This window comes from Proteus cibi, from assembly GCF_003144405.1.
In the GTDB taxonomy this organism is placed as follows: Bacteria; Pseudomonadota; Gammaproteobacteria; order Enterobacterales; family Enterobacteriaceae; genus Proteus; species Proteus cibi.
Map to the genome: position 1 here is coordinate 15,925 of NZ_PENW01000018.1, position 18,572 is coordinate 34,496.

At 37.8% G+C, this 18,572-nt stretch carries 32 protein-coding genes; 11 read left to right on the forward strand and 21 right to left on the reverse strand.

The genetic code is table 11. From position 1 onward, the window contains the following. Window positions 1–286 precede the first annotated feature (286 nt). Both DK865_RS10095 and DK865_RS10100 read right to left on the reverse strand, forming a co-directional pair. Window positions 287–604, reverse strand: a complete 318-nt coding sequence (locus tag DK865_RS10095; protein ID WP_109391835.1) for a hypothetical protein — start codon at window positions 602–604, stop codon at window positions 287–289. A gap of 11 nt (window positions 605–615) precedes the next feature. Further along, the gene (locus DK865_RS10100) at window positions 616–1,134 is read right to left on the reverse strand and encodes a hypothetical protein (protein WP_109391836.1); all 519 of its coding nucleotides are present in this window, start codon (window positions 1,132–1,134) and stop codon (window positions 616–618) included. 194 nt (window positions 1,135–1,328) lie between these two features. On the opposite strand from DK865_RS10100, the gene DK865_RS10105 reads away from it, so the two are divergent. Beyond that, complete coding sequence (locus tag DK865_RS10105; protein WP_109391837.1) at window positions 1,329–1,595, forward strand: hypothetical protein; 267 nt, start codon at window positions 1,329–1,331, stop codon at window positions 1,593–1,595. On the opposite strand, the gene DK865_RS10110 is transcribed toward DK865_RS10105, so the two are convergent. From DK865_RS10110 to DK865_RS10200, 19 genes are all read right to left on the reverse strand, one after another. Next, a complete protein-coding gene (locus DK865_RS10110; protein WP_109391838.1) occupies window positions 1,592–2,044 on the reverse strand; it encodes a lysis protein in 453 nt (150 codons plus the stop codon). The genes DK865_RS10105 and DK865_RS10110 overlap by 4 nt on opposite strands. After that, a complete protein-coding gene (locus DK865_RS10115; protein ID WP_109391839.1) occupies window positions 2,041–2,460 on the reverse strand; it encodes a structural protein in 420 nt (139 codons plus the stop codon). The genes DK865_RS10110 and DK865_RS10115 overlap by 4 nt, the downstream gene beginning before the upstream one ends. After that, window positions 2,438–2,737 carry a phage holin family protein gene (locus DK865_RS10120; RefSeq protein ID WP_109391840.1) on the reverse strand — a complete coding sequence of 100 codons (300 nt, stop codon included), beginning with the start codon at window positions 2,735–2,737 and terminating at the stop codon, window positions 2,438–2,440. The genes DK865_RS10115 and DK865_RS10120 overlap by 23 nt, the downstream gene beginning before the upstream one ends. Then, the gene (locus DK865_RS10125; protein WP_109373189.1) at window positions 2,734–3,123 is read right to left on the reverse strand and encodes a putative holin; all 390 of its coding nucleotides are present in this window, start codon (window positions 3,121–3,123) and stop codon (window positions 2,734–2,736) included. Before DK865_RS10125 ends, DK865_RS10120 begins: the two co-directional genes overlap by 4 nt. Window positions 3,124–3,214: 91 nt before the next feature. Next, window positions 3,215–3,559 carry a hypothetical protein gene (locus DK865_RS10130; RefSeq protein ID WP_109391841.1) on the reverse strand — a complete coding sequence of 115 codons (345 nt, stop codon included), beginning with the start codon at window positions 3,557–3,559 and terminating at the stop codon, window positions 3,215–3,217. Window positions 3,560–3,626: 67 nt separating this feature from the next. Next, window positions 3,627–4,643 carry a DNA-methyltransferase gene (locus tag DK865_RS10135; protein WP_109391842.1) on the reverse strand — a complete coding sequence of 339 codons (1,017 nt, stop codon included), beginning with the start codon at window positions 4,641–4,643 and terminating at the stop codon, window positions 3,627–3,629. A gap of 73 nt (window positions 4,644–4,716) precedes the next feature. Next, window positions 4,717–4,893 carry a hypothetical protein gene (locus DK865_RS10140; protein ID WP_228407761.1) on the reverse strand — a complete coding sequence of 59 codons (177 nt, stop codon included), beginning with the start codon at window positions 4,891–4,893 and terminating at the stop codon, window positions 4,717–4,719. Between the two features lie 231 nt (window positions 4,894–5,124). Continuing rightward, window positions 5,125–5,904 carry an antitermination protein gene (locus DK865_RS10145; protein ID WP_109391844.1) on the reverse strand — a complete coding sequence of 260 codons (780 nt, stop codon included), beginning with the start codon at window positions 5,902–5,904 and terminating at the stop codon, window positions 5,125–5,127. 27 nt (window positions 5,905–5,931) lie between these two features. Continuing rightward, window positions 5,932–6,957 carry a DUF968 domain-containing protein gene (locus DK865_RS10150; protein WP_109391845.1) on the reverse strand — a complete coding sequence of 342 codons (1,026 nt, stop codon included), beginning with the start codon at window positions 6,955–6,957 and terminating at the stop codon, window positions 5,932–5,934. After that, a complete protein-coding gene (locus tag DK865_RS10155) occupies window positions 6,957–7,664 on the reverse strand; it encodes a phage antirepressor KilAC domain-containing protein (RefSeq protein ID WP_109391846.1) in 708 nt (235 codons plus the stop codon). Before DK865_RS10155 ends, DK865_RS10150 begins: the two co-directional genes overlap by 1 nt. A gap of 17 nt (window positions 7,665–7,681) precedes the next feature. Next, window positions 7,682–8,065, reverse strand: a complete 384-nt coding sequence (locus DK865_RS10160; protein WP_109391847.1) for a RusA family crossover junction endodeoxyribonuclease — start codon at window positions 8,063–8,065, stop codon at window positions 7,682–7,684. A gap of 62 nt (window positions 8,066–8,127) precedes the next feature. Further along, entirely contained in the window at window positions 8,128–8,298 is a 171-nt protein-coding gene (locus DK865_RS10165; protein WP_023582529.1) for a Lar family restriction alleviation protein, read from the reverse strand. Next, the gene (locus DK865_RS10170) at window positions 8,298–8,690 is read right to left on the reverse strand and encodes a hypothetical protein (protein WP_109391848.1); all 393 of its coding nucleotides are present in this window, start codon (window positions 8,688–8,690) and stop codon (window positions 8,298–8,300) included. Before DK865_RS10170 ends, DK865_RS10165 begins: the two co-directional genes overlap by 1 nt. Continuing rightward, window positions 8,687–9,379 carry a phage N-6-adenine-methyltransferase gene (locus tag DK865_RS10175; protein ID WP_228407762.1) on the reverse strand — a complete coding sequence of 231 codons (693 nt, stop codon included), beginning with the start codon at window positions 9,377–9,379 and terminating at the stop codon, window positions 8,687–8,689. Before DK865_RS10175 ends, DK865_RS10170 begins: the two co-directional genes overlap by 4 nt. Continuing rightward, window positions 9,322–10,452, reverse strand: coding sequence for a replication protein 15 (locus DK865_RS18865; protein ID WP_228407763.1), 1,131 nt, complete (start codon window positions 10,450–10,452; stop codon window positions 9,322–9,324). Before DK865_RS18865 ends, DK865_RS10175 begins: the two co-directional genes overlap by 58 nt. A gap of 9 nt (window positions 10,453–10,461) precedes the next feature. Further along, window positions 10,462–10,641, reverse strand: a complete 180-nt coding sequence (locus tag DK865_RS10185; RefSeq protein ID WP_109391850.1) for a DUF4222 domain-containing protein — start codon at window positions 10,639–10,641, stop codon at window positions 10,462–10,464. After that, on the reverse strand, window positions 10,631–10,810 hold the full coding sequence (locus DK865_RS10190) for a hypothetical protein (protein ID WP_100160160.1): 180 nt from the start codon (window positions 10,808–10,810) through the stop codon (window positions 10,631–10,633). Before DK865_RS10190 ends, DK865_RS10185 begins: the two co-directional genes overlap by 11 nt. Before the next feature lie 88 nt (window positions 10,811–10,898). Beyond that, window positions 10,899–11,357, reverse strand: coding sequence for a YmfL family putative regulatory protein (locus DK865_RS10195; protein WP_099659595.1), 459 nt, complete (start codon window positions 11,355–11,357; stop codon window positions 10,899–10,901). A gap of 56 nt (window positions 11,358–11,413) precedes the next feature. Then, the gene (locus DK865_RS10200) at window positions 11,414–11,629 is read right to left on the reverse strand and encodes a helix-turn-helix domain-containing protein (RefSeq protein WP_069368310.1); all 216 of its coding nucleotides are present in this window, start codon (window positions 11,627–11,629) and stop codon (window positions 11,414–11,416) included. 97 nt (window positions 11,630–11,726) lie between these two features. Between DK865_RS10200 and DK865_RS10205 the strand changes: the two genes are divergently transcribed. The 10 genes from DK865_RS10205 to DK865_RS10250 all read left to right on the forward strand — a co-directional run bounded on the left by DK865_RS10205 (window position 11,727) and on the right by DK865_RS10250 (window position 18,460). Continuing rightward, entirely contained in the window at window positions 11,727–12,416 is a 690-nt protein-coding gene (locus DK865_RS10205) for an XRE family transcriptional regulator (RefSeq protein ID WP_109391851.1), read from the forward strand. 500 nt (window positions 12,417–12,916) lie between these two features. Then, window positions 12,917–13,813: a recombination-associated protein RdgC gene (locus DK865_RS10210; protein ID WP_228407764.1), complete on the forward strand. Its 897-nt coding sequence runs from the start codon at window positions 12,917–12,919 to the stop codon at window positions 13,811–13,813. A gap of 82 nt (window positions 13,814–13,895) precedes the next feature. Next, on the forward strand, window positions 13,896–14,429 hold the full coding sequence (locus DK865_RS10215) for a hypothetical protein (protein WP_109391852.1): 534 nt from the start codon (window positions 13,896–13,898) through the stop codon (window positions 14,427–14,429). After that, the gene (gene ssb / locus DK865_RS10220; protein WP_109391853.1) at window positions 14,422–14,919 is read left to right on the forward strand and encodes a single-stranded DNA-binding protein; all 498 of its coding nucleotides are present in this window, start codon (window positions 14,422–14,424) and stop codon (window positions 14,917–14,919) included. The genes DK865_RS10215 and ssb overlap by 8 nt, the downstream gene beginning before the upstream one ends. A 61-nt stretch (window positions 14,920–14,980) precedes the next feature. Then, entirely contained in the window at window positions 14,981–15,127 is a 147-nt protein-coding gene (locus tag DK865_RS18645; protein WP_162556622.1) for a hypothetical protein, read from the forward strand. Between the two features lie 41 nt (window positions 15,128–15,168). Further along, window positions 15,169–15,477 carry a hypothetical protein gene (locus DK865_RS10225; protein ID WP_109391854.1) on the forward strand — a complete coding sequence of 103 codons (309 nt, stop codon included), beginning with the start codon at window positions 15,169–15,171 and terminating at the stop codon, window positions 15,475–15,477. Window positions 15,478–15,479: 2 nt separating this feature from the next. Then, the gene (locus DK865_RS10230) at window positions 15,480–16,181 is read left to right on the forward strand and encodes an ASCH domain-containing protein (RefSeq protein ID WP_109391855.1); all 702 of its coding nucleotides are present in this window, start codon (window positions 15,480–15,482) and stop codon (window positions 16,179–16,181) included. Between the two features lie 2 nt (window positions 16,182–16,183). After that, window positions 16,184–16,579 carry a chromosome partitioning protein ParB gene (locus tag DK865_RS10235; RefSeq protein WP_109391856.1) on the forward strand — a complete coding sequence of 132 codons (396 nt, stop codon included), beginning with the start codon at window positions 16,184–16,186 and terminating at the stop codon, window positions 16,577–16,579. Between the two features lie 221 nt (window positions 16,580–16,800). Then, the gene (locus tag DK865_RS10245) at window positions 16,801–17,982 is read left to right on the forward strand and encodes a site-specific integrase (RefSeq protein ID WP_109391858.1); all 1,182 of its coding nucleotides are present in this window, start codon (window positions 16,801–16,803) and stop codon (window positions 17,980–17,982) included. Window positions 17,983–18,199: 217 nt separating this feature from the next. Then, on the forward strand, window positions 18,200–18,460 hold the full coding sequence (locus DK865_RS10250; RefSeq protein ID WP_162556623.1) for a hypothetical protein: 261 nt from the start codon (window positions 18,200–18,202) through the stop codon (window positions 18,458–18,460). Window positions 18,461–18,572: the final 112 nt, after the last annotated feature.

An 18,572-nucleotide genomic window follows, 5' to 3' on the forward strand; every position in this document is an offset into this window, starting at 1 on the left:
AAGTGATTGGATCCGACGTTTTAATGATTGCGCTGTGAATGCGCAGTGAAATGAGATGTAGAACAATAAAAATGAGAGTTAAAGATTTGAGCTAGTGATGAACAAAAAACAAGCAAATTCATCACTGTTATTTTTTTAACATATATTTATCAAATAATTATACTGGTGGTGACGACCGATAAAAATTGAAAAATGAGCCGTTTCCCGCGTGCGCGCCGCCCCGTGGAGAGGGTACCCCGCTGGGAGTACCTTTTGAATTATGTGTAACAAAATCAATTTATTATGATTAAGGTTTCTTTGGTGGCGGGGTTGGATTCTTAATCTCATGCTTGGGCTGATACCCACTAACCCCACAATCAATTCGTACTCTCGGCATACCTTTACCATATCTAGTACGAACAGCCTGCTCCAGCTGACGTTGTTCTGTTTTGCCGATTCTATCGGGAATACATAGAATGACTGATTCCATTTCAGCGATATCTTGAACTATATCCTTATAGTGCTTATTTACTACGGCCTTAGTTTGCTCGTTTAAGTCGCCAGCTTGCTTAATTAATAGTAATAAAATGAATCTAGCCAACTTATCTTCATAATGTTGTTGCATTCTTAGCCCCTTTACTTCTGACTGCACCACGTTCTTTTATTTAGCTCGTTCGTAAGTTTAGCCCACGCATAACGTTCAATTTCTCGAGCCTGCATTAGCTCATTGATGCCTGCATCTTGTCGATCAGCTCGCATACGTAAATCAGCTAGCTGAGCATTGATGTCATGCTCTGACTTATTACTGACAAGCACACCTTTGAATTCAGCAGAATTAATAAAGGCATCTTTAATAAAAAATCCACCAGAAGATTGAGAGAAGAATTGTGGAATTGATTTAGGTTTCACCCCTACATCTTGCATCAGTTGCTTAATACGATTGAGGTGTTCTTCTAACTTATCTAACTCAGTAGTATCTACTGAGACTTTGTAGGTCAATTCACCTATTTCTTTTTTGGGATAATTGATAGCTATCTTTTCAGGAGCATCCTGACTACCAATCACAAACTTTAAATTCCCACTCTGATCATAATAACCCTGATGAGAATTGTTTTTTATATAAACAGAACCATCATCATTAATCGTTATATTCATTTACTTTCTCCAATAAAAAAACCACCAGTTATTAACTGATGGCTATCTAAATAAACTCTATCAACGCCACTCAATGAATGACGTTTGTAGAACTTATACATAATTACTCTATTACCTAATCATTGATGCTTGAGTTTTACGTAAATAACCCTCATTAACATTTCACAACAATCTTTTTAAATGAGGAATACTATATGTCTAAACAAATTTACAAAATGACCAGCATTAGTGAGGCCGAGAATAAATTTGGATACCTGTGTACTTCAAGCAAGTCTGGAACTCCGAAAAATATCTTAACGCCAAGAGGAGAACAGTTAGCGTACCTTGATGAGAAAAAGAATATATATGTCGTAGTTAGTGTACAAATAGATCTCAGTATCCCTCCAAATACCACAAGAAAGGACATTTTTAAACTTAATGATGAGCAAATCTTTACTATATTGCTCCTTGGGAGCGTTTAGTTGATACACTCCGTTCTAATGTAATCCTGCAACCCTTTAATTATTTGCTCTGACTGTGCAATTCTCTCTCTGAGTAGCCAATAATTTCGGATAGCGGTGTCAGTAGGTCGGGCGGTGGTTGCATCATCCATGCTGGAGGTGGAATTACTGGTGCTCTTTGGACACTCGGCTTTGATGTACACCCGCTCAGGATGACGCTCACTAACATCATGCAAGCGACTAATTTCAGACATTGCATTAGCAAGCTCCTGTTGATGATCACTATCGAGTTTATTTAACTTATCAATACGCTCTTTATAATTACTATTAATATTAATTTGCTCTGACAAATTCTTGCTGAGTAATTCATTTTCGTTACTCAGCTTTTTTATTTTTGCATTTGATAAACTTAATGCCATTAATAGAGCACTTAAAAGTAGGAGAAAAAACCATGGGATATATTTACTCATAACAACAACCAAGCATCTTCAAAGACTTTATCTGTGTAAGGTTGATAACCCAACTCAACACCTACGATTGCTTTTGCTAAAGAAATAGCAACTGGCTTTGATTGAGTATCTATCTTGTCATTAATACCAACACCAATCTCTTTTGATGCACGAATAATGTAGCCATTCGTGTTGTTCTCAACTGGCGGTGCATACTTATTAATGATTGCTGATACTGAGTTCAAACCATATTTACGTTGATAGGTTTGGGTTAACTTATAAATTGCTCGGATGCCGTATTCTGGTGACTCAAAGACACAGAATCGAGGGTTAGGCACTCCTGTTTCAATACCAACTAAACCTTCCCATTTATTATGGGGGTTATAGTCAATATTACCCGGATTGTTATTGCGTTCACCGCGAGCTACCTTTGTCATGTCTGACACCTCTGAATATTTGCATTATGTTTCCACGACTCAATAAGATGAGTACGCATAGCGATAAATTAATGCCGACTTCAAATGGGTCAGCATGAGAATAATCATCTGTTAAGATCCGCAGTGGTACCGAACCCAATAAGATAATTAATACCCACGCAATAAATGACGCTCCGAATTTATATTGAGCACCATTACGTCGATAATTAATGAGTCGAATGACTGCGAGTAAACAAGAAAAGAAATTGATGTAAATCCAAAACATTGAGATGGTCATCTGCCACCTCCTCTGAATTTATCTATCAGATTATTAATAAATTTATTTATTCCGTCAGTCATTGCACCCGGCTTTGATATTGAGACTAAAACACCCACCAGCCCTGCTGACGAAAACATTGCCCCTACTGATTTATCAACATCACGGCCACCGGTTATATCGCTGAGAATACCCGACATAAAATCAGCGCCATAAATACCAATAAGGAAAGCAACCGCGAAATAAGTCCAACGCTTTAATAGACGAATATCATGAGCAGATAAAACAAAAATAACTGCTCCCGCAAACGCCCCAATAACAACGCCAGCGTCCATACCAGCAAACAGACCTACAATTGAAACGCCCGCTAGCGATGCTGTTGTAGTGCCCGTTAACGGCTCATTCATGTGTGTAGTCCTGTTATTTGGTTAAAAAGGTGCAGACACACAGCGATTGTGTGAAGTGATTAGTGTGTGATTGATACTGTGGTCTGCGTATTTAGGAAAGGATAATTCTGGCGAAATTAACTCCACCAAACTCATTTAGCCGTTCATAGAGAAATAGCCTCTTGCACGTCCTGTGCTGATAGACTTTATTATCGTATTTTTTAAATAATTTAGTTCTTCTCAAAAGAGCGAGAAAATAATCAATATTGTAGTCATGGAGGATCACATCAATATAACCATCGCCATGCTTTACACATTCGCCAGACTCAGCCATTTGAAATATTTTTTTAGCCGAATTATATGTACTGGCTTTTTTCTCAGCCCTTTCAATAACAGCCTTTCTTAATTCTTCTGCTATATACCGATCATTGATTACTTTTAAATTATTAATCGTCATATCAGCCTCTAAACGAAATAATGTGAACCATCCGGAATTACCGGACAGTTGAGCTTGTAAGTAACTCTTACAAGTTCGTTTTTATTTCTTGCTCTGTTTGTTCAAAGCGCTCTTTCTCAAGCTCAACACCCAAAACCTTTCGATTAAGTTTTAGTGCTGCTTTCAGAGTTGCTCCTGATCCCATAAAGAAATCAGCAACCAGATCCCCCTCACGACTACTTGAGCGAATAATGTGCTCCATCATGGTTGATGGTTTTTCGCAAGGGTGCTTGCCGGGATAGTATTGAACAGGAGGATAAATCCACACATCAGTGTAAGGAACATCAGCAGTCACAAAGAATGGGCGTCTTAATAAACCATATTCTTTTATTAACTCTTGGTAGTCTTTTTGTAATGTAAATTGCTCTTGTTCTAACTCACTAAAGTGGCGAGATAACGGTGATAGTTTTTCTTGTTTATCAGCAATGCGTGTAAACAGTGCTTGTAACTTTTTATAATCTTCTTCGCCGGGTAATTGCCACTGGCTATTGCTAAACCAATGACTGCACATTTGCTTACCTGTTACCTGGTCTATTTCTTTTGAACTTACCTGCAGTGCTAAACGAGCATTTCTAAAATAATCAATCAGAGGCGTAAATACGTTCTGTTTTAGTTCTTTGCATTTTAAAGAAAATTCAGAGTCTTTAACTGTGACTGGATTTTGATAATGTTCAGCAAAGAGTATTCGCTCTGTTGAAGAAGAAAATGCGCGTAGACTTTCTTTATTTTGTCGTCTCCATGACCCTGATGGCTTAGCCCAAATGATATGGCTTAATACATTAAATCGCCCACGAACAAGCAACTCAGTATCGGATGCCAATTTAGAGCCACAGAATAAATACAAACTGCCATTGGGTTTTAATACCCGCCAGAATTCAGCTAATACCTCATCAAGCCAAGACAGATATGCCTCAACACTATCCCACTGATTATCCCATTCACACGATTTCACTCTAAAGTAAGGTGGATCAGTCGCAATTAAATCAATGCTATTTTCGGGTAGTGTTTTCAATACAGAGAGTGCGTCATCGTTAAATAGTTGCATCAGAAGTCCTTTTCTACGCAATAAAAAAGCCGATGACCGTTAAGCCACCAGCTTTATAAATTCTTTATATTTTTTAGGCTGTACGCATATAGCTATTTCCTTGCTTTGCGACAAACCCTGCTATTTCAAACTGAGTTAATAGAAACTCGCAATTTTCATTACTTAGCCCAGTTTGATTTGAAATTACTTGTACTGTTTGCCAATCATTTTTTGAGATTATTTCAAGTACACAACTTGCCTGCGTTGTCATATCACACTGTTTTAACATGATATTTTATACCCTTGGTCAGTTATTGTGCATAACTACACATGTAACTCTTACCAAATAGAACAGCAAGTCTTATCTTCTTTTTAATAACAAAAAACCCCGCCGAAGCGAGGTTTATTTAATTTAGTGTGGTTGAGTAATAAATATCCCACTATGAAAAGACTTTAATCCAAGTTCGGACAAAATACAACCTTTATCTGTATATAAAACCAGTTAATTAGTAACTTGGCTAAATACTACTTCAGCGTTGCTTTCTTCACTAAAACATTTACTAATTAATTGCTCATAAAATGGCTTCCAGTTTCTACGCCATGTTCTTTCATTAAGTTCTGGTAATAATTTACTAATAGCTTGATATGCTACTGAGGAAGGCATTCTTTTATATCCGCGCCCAGCACAACGAGGACACTCTTTAAATACAGGTACACCCTGTAATTCAGTTTGCTCTTCGTCCAAGACTTGTCCTCTCCCGTTACAACGACATCGATGCGTAATAATTCCTTTTCCTCCACACATTTGGCATTTATCACCAACCAGTTCATTTTTAATCACTGGCTCCATAATCACTTCGCCATTCAATTTCATAATGCCCGGATATTTAATGACGTCTTTGTGGCTATAAATAAGCTTTTTACCTTTGCAACTAGGGCATTCACACACCGAACCTGCTGAACGAGAATAATCTTCAAACGCCATTTTTGATAAAATAACTAAACAATAGCCTAGTTTATTACCAGCTGACTTAGCTACCAGGCGTGGCGTTACTTTTAATGCGTATTTTGTTAGTTGTCCAACGGCGTTGGACTTATCCTCTTCGCTCACGTCATTCTTAGCAAAAAACGCAGACATGCCAAATTTAGCACGATGTTCCGTCATGCCAAGTGCTCCAGCAGTATCCATCCCTTTCATTCTATCGGGATCTGTACAATTCGGCGTATCGGTGATCATCGGTGACTTTGGATAAAATTGTTTTAATGCTGACTCTAGTTTCATGCTAATACTCCTCGTGCCGTACACACGTTAAATAAATGCACCGATACCTAATGAACGGTTTAAAAAATGAAATAACAATTCGAGTTGATTACCGTGAGTGGCTTCCCATTGTTTTGGGTCACGGTGTAGCTCGTCATGGTGAATGCGACACAATGGAATAGTGAATAGGTCGTGAGCTTTCATTGCCATTCCTCCCATACCATGACCGATGATGTGGTGCGGATCATCAGCCTGTTGCCCACACACGCAACACGGTTGAGTCTTCACCCATTGCAACCATTGGGTATTTTCCCAACGTTGCATTTTAGGTTTAAGAAGAAATGACGCTGGTGGCTCAGGATCAACAGCAACTTTAATAATCGGCTTTATCGCATCTAAACGCGCATTCATTGCGGATAGTGCCGTTACGTTACTTGGGATAATGTCAGATTCAGGGAAACCACCATGAACTCTGCGTTCTTCTTGTTTATCTGACCAGTTTAAAATCTGGCGCAATATCGCTTCGGGTAATTCATCGACCAAGTTATGCATAACTGCAAATGAGAAAAAATCAGGAATAGTTAGCTGGTGGCCATCATCTAATCTCAAACGAAAACGAATTGTGTCTAACATCCAATTGATACGATTTTTATGAGCTAATTCAGCAACCCACCCAGCAGATGAATTTCTAATATGGTTATCATGATGCCAACAAGTGCGGATCACCCCAGCCTCGTGAAAAGTCGTCACTAACTCATGGTGATGGTAATTATCTTCATCGTTATTAATCTGACAGCATTGAATATGACGAATAACCCATGTATCCATTGGCGCCACTTTATCGATGGTGTGGATTACTTTTTTACTATTGAGAAATTGGACGATGTGCTTATTGTTTAAAATAGGCTGTTCATCACCTGTTAATGCACCTGAGGGCAACACATCTAAGCTTTTTGGCACATCACTAATGATCACACGATGGTGCTTCTTAAATTGCTCGAGTAATTCAGCACCTGGTTTAAGTAGTACAACACCTAGTTCTGGTTGAATATAGGGTGTTAATAATAATTTCATTAGATGATATCCCCTACTTTATACTCAGCCCATAGCCCAGCGATCCACTTCACGCCTTTAGCGGTAAACCGTGATTGTGCAAATGAATGGTTATTGGTTTGGTTAGTACCCGTCTTTATCTCAAAGCGACCAAGATCGACATGAGTTTGATAAGGCGTAAATGTATTATTCAGGCGATACATGATTTTCTTATCGATTAGAAAACAGCGAAAATCCGTTTCTTTCACCTGCAGTAATTTGCACACTTGGCGAAACGTCATAGAACCCGTGGATAAAACATAATTATCAACAAACTGAGCCTTAGGTGTCGCAATCGCCAATTCACTTTCCAGCTTTTGTTTTTCTTCTGCTAAGTCTGCAGCTAATCGCAATGCCTCTGGTAATGTTTGAGGAATGAGAGGTTGCATTTTTGACTCTAATTCCTGCCAGCGATCGACAATTTTCGCTGTGAACTGAGGTGATAATCGAGCCACCAGCACTAAAGAGTCTCTTTTATTAAAACGATATTCAGTATATTGATTGCCGTTATGCTCAAAAGGGAACTCAGCCAATGGCTGGGTTAAAATTTGAGCAACAAAAAGCCTATCTGCAGAACGTTTAACATCTGAGTGATTACTGCCCGTTAAACTGGCAATCTCCCTGCTAGACATGGTTAATTCGCGATTCATTGCGGGTAATGCTGAAACTTCCATTGTTCTTTGCATCATGCTATTTCTCTCCACTTTTACTCGTGACCGTACATCACGTTATTAAATGAGCGGATAGTGATTTCTAATTTTCCACCCTTTACGACTTTCATTAACATCACATCCATATGTTTCACTTGCTGATCATCTTCCCAAACACCCGCATGTGTTAATGCATCAAACGGGGCTTTTAAAAAGTTATCAATATCTCTGCGCTGTTTTGTTGGTGGATATAAACGAACCAGGACAGAGACATTTTCTTTAATTGCTTTAGGTTTTCGTTTTAACTGCTCATATACAGAAGCAATGGTGTTAATTCGAAACTTACGCCCTTTTTCACTGATCAGCGTTCTACCCTTAATATTTCTCCAGTATGAGTTAACACTAGGTGGAAATGGCAACGTGAGCATAAGTTCAGACATAAGTCCCCCACAACCCAATAGCCAGCATGAGAACGAACCAAAAACCTATAAACAGCGCGTATTTAGTTAGCATCGTTTACACTCCTTTTATCCCAAGCTTTCAGGGCTTCGTCCGCGTTATTAGCAATAGGACCTCTTGCTCCACATTTCTGACAGCGAGTGAATGTATTGATCATCACCTGCATGACTTCCAGTTTTTTAGAATTACAGAATGGACAGCTTTTATTGTTCATTAGTGATTACTCCTTACTGCTCTGACTAACGAATCGTAGGGCTCAGTTGGTAATTTCCCCATGAGTGCAAAATTAGAAGTGGCGTGTTTTACCCATTTGATAGTTGGCAAAGCACATTTTTTAGCTTTCTGAGTATTCAACTTTTCAATGTAGACTGACTCACCTGATTTACGTGATTCTATTATTGCTGAATGAACTCTTTCTGCCTCTTTGGTTACTCTGTAACGTAATGGACGTTCTTCACTAATTCTGACTAATGCACCTAAAGTCCAAAGATGCGCCAATGCTCTTGATGCGCCAGCTAAATTAGTGTCTAAATCACGAATAACAATGTCGCGATTAACTTCTTCACCCACTTTGTACAATGCTAAGATTTGCTCTGTGATTTTCATGCAACACCTCTCGATACAAGCCATTTCGCTTGCTCAATAAATGTTTTGCCGATCTGCTCTAGCTCACTACGTTGAATGTAATCGAATTTTTTACCCGTCCATGTTTTCTCGAAAACAACTATTGCCCCAGCAAAGAATGCACCGGTTGGTTTCTGTTTTTCATCTTCGGGAACAAACCACTCAGGAACATCAAAACCAATACGTCCACGAATAAAACAAACGTGATCCGCTTCTTCTGGCCACCATGTTTCTGATGTAGCTGCTTTTAATAAAAAAACATATCGACCGTGTTTTTCACGCATAGCTAATGCATGACTAATGATGTGACCAACACCTGTTAAAGGTTGACCTTCGTGATATGAACTACGTGAGTAAGGAGGGTTGCCAAATGCTGAACCACCGATTTCTTTCAGCTTTTCTGACCAGTCTTGAGTGAGCGCATTATCTTCCGCTGTGTAGAAGTGTGGGCATTTACTGTTTTGACCATCAGTGAATAAATCTAAAGTAAACGGTCCATATTTAGAATTGATGCCATAGTAAAGGTTATCTGGTGATCGCCATTGGTCACCAATTTCTTTTAATTTATGAGCAGATTGGCTTTTTAATTCTTGTAATTTCAGTGCGTAATCAATCATTGCTGAGCCTCCTGCGCAACTTGCTCTGCTACCTGTTTCCAAATGCCACGCCATGCAGATAATCCAGCAACATCACTCATTCGCCCTAGTCCATTTTTTCGAGCTTGAATTGCTGACAACTCCTGAATTTTATTTTTAGGTTTCCAGCCCGTACTGAAAATTAAACGGAATGTCTCATCACGCTCAACAGCATCAATAGTGATTTTTTCTTCGCCCGCTAAACGCAATGTGACGTTATCCCACTGCTCTCTTAGTTTTTGAGGGCATTGAATATTCTTTTTCCAGAAATCATCTTGAGTAATACGCTTATAGAGCTGACAAATTTCTTTGTGTGAGCGCCCGTCAATCGTGCTCATTAAGCGAATATCATTAGCCCATTCCGTGAAATTAGGCTCTTTAGGTGCTTGAAGCCCCATATCTTCGAACACTTCACATTTGCGAGCGAATAACCACTGAGCACATTTTAAATCGTCAGCTGAACCCCATTTTTGGAAGTTAGGGCTGTAAATCACTGCTTCTGGATAACGAGTTAAAAAATCATTTTTCGGCTGGTCGCTGGATTCGTTAGAATTCTGCGACGAAAGGTCTTTAGTGATCTGTAAGTTTTTATCTGAGTTAAGATCTGTATAAAGATAGGATTCCTCACTTTCGACGTTTCCATGATTCTGCATTTCTGCGGTTTCCATTCCGCAGTTTCGACGTTCCGATTCCTCACTTTCGACGTTTCCATTCCTCATTTTCGACGTTTCAGAAATAGACGGGAAAATCATAGAGATAAGTTTATTACCATCTATCTTGTAGTGAGTAACAGGGGTACCGTTAACCTTTTTTGTCTTGGTTTCAATCACACCAGGGAAATACTTCTTACGTAATTTATCAACGAGGCGTCGAGCTTGCTCTTCACCAGAAAGCCCGTGAATTTCTTCTGCCAGCTCTTCATGGCTTTTATAGAACCAACCATCATCAGCACTTGATGAAACGCCAGACCAGAAGACAAGCTGATTTAAAATTGCAGACAAGGCGTGAGCTTGTTGATCACCTTTGAAAAAATCTAAATAGGGAACAGGAATAACAATGACGTTTTTCTGCCCTGACATAGCTTGTACAACATCAAAAATAGTCGTCATAGCAACGCCTCACTTAACTCTGGTGTATTTCTCTTTAAATCGTTGCAAGGGTTCACATTGCGGATCGTCACAACCATCAAGCATAAAAATAACGCGCTGTTTTTCTCTGTCATAACGAACAACATGAACAACGATACCCCTGTGATTTTTGTAGTAGCGATCAAGTTGTTTTGGGTTCTCATTGTTCATTGCCCACCTTTAATCCACGATTCAAATTGAAATCATCTACCAGCCAACGCATAAATTGGTAGTTTGTTTCTTCATAGCCTTCTGGTACTTTAATTTCATAGACAAAACGACCATCACGCATTGAAGCCCGTACTTGCGTACGGCATGCTAAGTTTGATAATCTACTCATGCTAATTTCTCTTCACACAATTGAAATTTGCAAACCGAAGCCAGAGGCCGTACACCTTTGGCTTCACCCTTTCTGGATATAGCCATCTTTAATTTCTCTTTTGATGTAACGAAACAAACGCATTCATAAATGTGCGGATCTGCGAAATTAAACCATCCAACATCATTTTTATCTTTTGCTCTTCTTCGTTATCAATAACGCCATCAGCCAAGCTATCTTTCATGAATAAAGCTAAACGCCCCTGCATTTCGTCAACACCACTACGCAGTACAAACAATTCCGTTTCATCCAGTTCCGCAGGACTAATTCTGTCAACGAGTAAACGATTTGATTCACGAGCGACAAATTCAGCAAATAAAACGGTCTTAGAAATATCTTGCATCGCTAATAGTTCGTTTAAATCAAACGAACGACAGCCGTTTTTCTCATAAAGCTTGTTGTTGAATGATGTTAAAGACAGACCAAGTGCTCCAGCCATTGCCTCACGCCCACCAGCTGTCGCCTCACACATTTCTTTCACTACCTGTTTTATTGATTGGTTACTCATTTCCTACCACCATTGATAAATTCTTGTAGTTACAATTTCAGAGAATAAGAAGTAACTTATTTGTAATTGCTGAACTTCTTCGGATATAAAATTTGCATTTCTGTTAATTCACCGTTGAAAAAAGCAACCAGTCGCTCAGCGACCTCTAATGAGGTTTTTTGGGCTCCTCTTTCAATGCGGCTAAGATTACCTACATCAATTTGAACAGCTTCAGCTACTTTACTTAATGTAAGATTTTGCTTTATTCGCAAAGCTCTTAATGGTGTTTGCATTATACCTCCTAATTTTGCGTTTTAAGCATAATATAACACCAATTCAATTTGCGCAATTTACTTTGCAAATAACGCAAAAAGGATTTGTAATTACGGCATGGAAATAGGAAAAAAAATCAGATCAATCCGCTTAGAGCGGAATATGACAATTGCCGAGCTGGCTAACGCTATTGATAGCGATCCGGGTAATGTATCTCGTCTTGAAACAGGTAAACAAAAATCGTTTACTGAACAACAATTAAGAAAAATTGCTAACGCACTATCAATATCTTTACTTGATTTATTTTCAGATGGTGATAATCATACTGTATATAAACACAGTGATTTGAATCATGACGTAATAAACGAGGATCTTTATAAAGTGCAACTACTTGATATTAGCGCGAGTGCAGGACCAGGTTGCGTGAGAACAAGTGATGTCATAGATGTCATTCATTCCATTGAATATGATACAGAACAAGCTAGGTTGCTATTCGGTTCTCGCCCAGCGAACTCAGTAAAAGTTATCAATGTTCGTGGTGATAGCATGTCGGGTACAATTGAACCCGGCGATCTTATTTTTGTTGATATTTCGATAGATTATATTGATGGTGATGGTATTTATGTGTTTTCTTTTGATGGAAATATACACGTAAAACGCCTTCAAATAGTTCCCGATGAAGTGATTGTTCTCTCTGATAACCCTAAATATACACAGTGGAAAATAAATAGTTCAAATGAGCATAGATTTTGTGTGCATGGGAAGGTTTTAATCAGCCAAAGCCACGAATATAGACGTCACGCATAACAAAACTATCATTTGCATAAATAGCCTGATTATATTTCAGGCTTTTTTTTGTTTGTTAAATTGTAAATTTCGCAAATTAATATTGCGCAATATGCAAATTTGCATTATTGTTATCTCAGAAGCAAGTTTGTATACAAAGAAAATGATTTTTATGTGTGAAGAGAACGTGTGAAGAGAACGTGTGAAGAGAAACAATGGCTGGCTGAGTCTTAAACCATTAACGGGGTGTGGTGATAATGTTCTGCTCAGTCAGCCATTTTTATAAAGTTATTTTTAGGATTGGTGAATGCTAAGGCTGATTAGCAGTGGACACTTAACCCACGCGGATACTTGCACAACAAGACCGAAAGTAGGAAATCAGCACCTACCACCAATCACTAAAACTAACTCAATAAGCAAGGGTACTGGCATTCATCCATGACAGTCCATATCAGGTATCTACTGTAGCTAGTGCCCTTTCTTATTGTGTGAAGTGAATAAACCGTGTGAGGAGAAATAGCGTGTCTCTTTTTAATCAAAAAGCAATGATTGTTTATAACCTAAACAAATCGGTTGATGCAGAGGAGTTAAATAGCTGCATCCAAAATTTCAAATGGGTTGAATGTAAGCCGAGTGATATGTCTACTGTTGGTTTTGTTTCACCTGCATTCAATGATGATTTAATCTTTGAGTGTAAAGGACATTTGTTATTAGCAATCAAGAAAGAAGAAAAAATCCTACCTTCTAATGTCATCAAAAAAGAAACTCAACATAAAGTAGAGAAACTTGAAAGGGAGCAAGGAAGAAAGCTAAAGAAAACGGAAAAAGCTACAATTAAAGATGAAGTCATTTACTCTTTATTACCACGAGCATTTAGCAAATACTCAACTGTTTATATTTGGATAAATACAATCGATCATCAAATAGTTGTGTTTACAGGAACGAGTAAAAACGCAGAGAGTAGCCTTGCTTTATTACGCAAAGCCATTGGTTCGCTACCGGTAACTCCATTGAAATTTGATTCAATCGAAATATTATTAACTAGTTGGGTAAAAAATAACTCCATTCCTGTTCAATTACAATTAAATGGTGAAGCTGAATTAATTGCTATCTTAGAAGAAGGTGGAATTGCCAAATTTAAAAAGCAAGATTTAATTTCAGATGAAATTCTGACTCATATTGAGGCTGGTAAATTAATTACAAATTTATATTTAAATTTTAAAGATAGAATTGATTTTACTATTAATGGTGATTTTATTTTTAAAAAAATAAAATTCTCAGAGCAACTAATTGAAACTAATGACGATATTGATAGAAAAGATGTGTCATTGAGATTTCAAAGTGATTTTTATTTAGCTACAGAAGAATTGTCTAATTTAATTAAGTATTTATCAGATTTATTTAAAAAAACACATTAATTTATTTAGCCAACACCAGGGAAATTTAATCTCGATTAATTCGAGAGGAATTCTTATTACCTAAAAATTGTGTGGAGAGAATATGTCTTATATTGCAACAGCAACAAATAAACATTTCTATTATCTCGATGTACGGATCGAGGATATAGATATTCAAGATATTGCCAGTGGCCTTGCTAATGAATGTCGTTTTAATGGACAGATTGATAATTTCTATTCTGTGGCTCAGCACTCGGTATATGCAAGTTATTTAGTTGCGCCTGAATATGCTTTAGAAGCCCTACTTCATGATGCCAGTGAAGCGTATATCAAAGATTTACCACGTCCTTTAAAAGCTATCTTAACTGAATATCAAATGATTGAGCACAATATTGATTTAGCCATCCGCAAAAAGTTTGGGCTACCTGAAACAATGTCTGATGCAGTGCATTTTGCAGACTTAATGATGTTAGCCACAGAAAAACGTGATTTAGAAATTGATACAGGTAGTAACTGGTTAATGCTTGAAGGTATTCCGACTAGTAATTTTGTTGTCAGTCCACTAACTCCACCGCAAGCAAAAGCCTTATTCCTCCGTCGTTTTAATGAACTTTATAATGGGGCTGAAAATGGCTAACGGATCAGTAAACAAAGTAATTCTTATCGGCAACTTAGGGCGTGATCCTGAAATTCGTTATCTTCCCTCTGGTGGTGCTGTTGCCAATTTAGCTGTGGCCACATCAGAAAAGTGGCGAGATAAACAGACGGGTGAAAACCGCGAAAAAACAGAATGGCATCGTGTCGTTTTGTTTGGAAAACTCGCAGATATCGCCAGTGGCTATTTGTGCAAAGGCTCTCAAATTTATATTGAGGGTCAACTACAAACGCGCGAATGGGATGATAACGGTGTTAAACGCTATACAACAGAAATTGTTGTAAAGGTTGGTGGTTCAATGCAAATGCTAGGTGGTGCTAGTAAACCAGCGGGGTCGCAACTGGCACAGCAAAACCAGCCACCAGCACAACCTCAGGTCCAAAGCAATCAACCACCGATGGATTTTGAAGATGATATTCCATTCGCCCCTATCGGACTCCCCTACCCACGCCACGCTATTTATGTGATTTAACCAAAGGATATAAACATGAAAAAATTATTTGATACCACAGATTTTAATAACTGTGATGTATGTGGAGACGATATGTGCACCATCGCAACAGAAGAAGGTGTTTAATGGCGATAGTGTTACTTGCTGTGGATGTTCAAATACAGGGCAGATAACGGTTGAAGCAGAAGATTGCGCTTATATCGAATGGGATAACCCAAACGACGATTAATCACGGACTCAGTGCAAGGATGCAATGAAGAGGAATGAATAATGACAGCGCAAGAATTAATTGAAATGACACCAGAACAACAACGTGCATTTAATCGCATGAGAAAAGCAGTTAAGGACTTTAAAAAGGCTGGTGGGCGGTTTTATACAGTCTTAGATTCTATTCATGGTCTTAACGGTAATTATGTAAGTGATATCACCTCGCCAGCCGATATCGAACAAGGTGAGTTTGGTACTGAATCTGTTTTTATTCCGTCAGTGTCTAATGCTGGATTTAGCGGTTTTGCTGATGATACTCACATGATAAAGCTAACTGATGAAGGTTTGGCGCTATTGAATGAAGAGGAATGAATATGAAAGAGCGTGGAATTATTTTTAATTCTGAAATGGTGCGCGCCATTTTAGATGGGCGCAAAACTCAAACTCGTAGAATAATGAATAACCAGCCTTGTACACTATCAGGAGAAACTATTTCCGTACTACAGGATGATTTTAATTTCAGATGGGCTGGCGATTTACATAACGATACTAGCGGTTGGTTTCCTTGCCCTCTTGGCAATGTTGGTGATCGCATTTGGGTTCGTGAAACTTTTGCATTACTTGGTAACGAAGATGGGGTTTGTGTCGATTGGAATGACAATATTCTTAAAGCTGGTGAAGAACAAGCGGCAATAATTTATAAAGCCTCTTGTGAGAAAAAAGACGGTGATTATGGTCTATGGTCAATCCCTGATGATGCTGACTGGAAACCTCATACTGATAACCGCAAATACGAAGGAGCATGGCGACCATCAATACATATGCCTCGCTGGGCTTCACGCATTACGTTAGAAATCACCGATGTTCGTGTTGAGAGATTGAATGATATCAGTCGGTCTGATGCTATCGCTGAAGGTGCACCACCAAGCCATCCAACTATTGACGCTATATCGCGTGAATGTGGATTCCCTGATTTTCCCCGTTCATGGTTCGGGCAAACATGGTGGCATATCTACGGAAAGAAAAATTGGCAGGATAATCCGTGGGTATGGGTTATTGAGTTTAAAAGGATTTAATAATGGAAATAAAAGGTCAATTAATTAGTAGTCAGCGTTATTTAAATGAATATGTTGTTTTAGATAAAGTTAAAAGATTTAAAGTGTTTATTGTCGATATATTGCATGTAACTTTAAGAGGTAAGCAATATACATTATTAGTAAATGGGCATCATAATTTAGCAGCTGCAAAAAGGTTAGGGATAAAACCACAATACAGAACACCTAAAAAAATATTAAAAGCATTTAACTCCTGGTCTCAAAGTGAAAGAGAAACTTTTATTATAAATAACCTAACTGATAGCCAGTTATATGATGTAAATACAGGTGAGGTTGTGCAGGAGTTAATGGAACCAGATTTTAATAATATGTCATTTCAACGAAATATAACAAACGGATTAAAATTGTATCAGCAATAACCACCAGCATTAACTAATATCTGTTTAAACTGTGTACGGACAGTGTGGAGAGAAAATATGTACTTTGAATGCATACCGATTTCTATGTATTGCAAGCTATTTGGTGAATCACCTGACGCAATAAATAAACGGTTACAAAGACAATTCTGGCATGAGGGAGTTCAGGTTTTAAAAGTGGAAGGCTCCAAGGAGCGCTGGATTGATGTAACCGAGGTGAACAAATGGGCACGAAAAAACAAGATGCAACATGCCTCCCTAGGGGAGTTGTAATTAGAAAACATAGTGTAGGAGAAACAATCAATATAGCTTTTACATATAAAGGGGTGAGATGCAGAGAACCCCTTTCAAACTTAGAAATTTCAGCGAAGAATATTAAATACGCAGAAAGACTAATAGGTGAAATATATAACAAAATAGAAAAAGGCACATTTTCTTATGTTGAATATTTCCCTAATTCATCAAAAATAAAATTATTTGGTAATAGAAAAGCCGGGCGTAATATAGAAGATTATCTCACAGAATATTTATCAATATGTGAAACTAGAGGTTTATCCCCTTCAACAATTAATGGCTACAAAAAATGCAAGACAGCTTTAAATAAATTGCATAGTGTTTCCGTCTCTGAATTAACACCAGCAATGCTTAAAAATTGGATACAGTCTCAATCTACATCGTTAAAAACAATTAGAAACCAACTGTCTTTTTTAAGAAGTTCGATAGATGAAGCGGTTACTGATGGTTTAATTACAATGAACCCAGTTAACTTAGTTACAGCTTCAAGATACCAATCTGATAAAAATGAAAGTAACGATAATGAGTATATTGTAGATCCCTTTTCTCCTAAGGAGATTAATGCACTACTTGAATCATCAAAAGAGCCTCAGTGGAAGAATTTATTTAGATTTGCATTTAATACAGGAATGAGAAGTTCTGAATTATGTGCGATAAAATGGAGTGATATAGATTTCCTAAATAAAATTGCTCATGTAAATTCAGCAAGTGTTGTTGGAGTTATTAAAGGAACAAAAACAAAATCAGGGAATAGAAAAATTGAATTAAATGACCAGGCTATGTTTGCACTGCAAGAGCAAAAAGCGCTGACCTTTATGAAAGGTGATGTGATTTTTGAAGATCCTAAGAACAACAAAGCATGGGCTGGTGCTGATGCAATTAGGAAAAAAGCGTGGGTACCTACATTAAGAAAGGCTGGTGTTAGATATCGTAACCCTTATCAAACCCGACATACATTTGCGACAATGCATATCAGTCAAGGGGCAAACCTATTTTGGTTAGCAAATCAAATGGGTCATAAAGGGCCTGAAATGTTATTTAGACACTATGGATCATACTTATCTGAGTATGACGGCAATACAAATATAAAATCAAAAGTAAGTAATAAGTGAACAGCGTAATGACAGCAATATGACTACAAAAGAGCCGTATTTGACACGCAAGAAAATAAAATAAAATATTAAATATATAAAACATATAGTTATAGAATTACAGATGCGGGTTCAACTCCCGCCAGCTCCACCACCTTCTAACGGACTGACTCTCTTAGAGTTTCAGTCCGTTTTTCTTTATGGCATAAGGCATTCTGTAACACAGGAGTGTGCACTTATGACCACAAAATGTCTTCCCCATTATATTCTTATCCATGGTCATATTTGGTGGTTTCGACAACATTATCATTTCAAAAATCAACAGCAAGAAAACCGATTGAGTTTAAAAACTCGCAATGTGAAACTCGCTAGGGTTTTAACAATAAAGCTTTCCCTATTTTGTAAACAATTTGAGAGAACAATCAGTCAGGCAAATGAGATGGACAATTCACTAAAACAACAGCTAAAAGATAGGCTTAAACAACTCATTATTGAATAGCATATTGATGATAAATTTAATAATCAACGGTTAAAAACCCCAAATGATGAGAATCCTCTAGTTAGAAAAATAACACATTTATACCGAGGGTTTGGTTTTGATTTAGTACTTG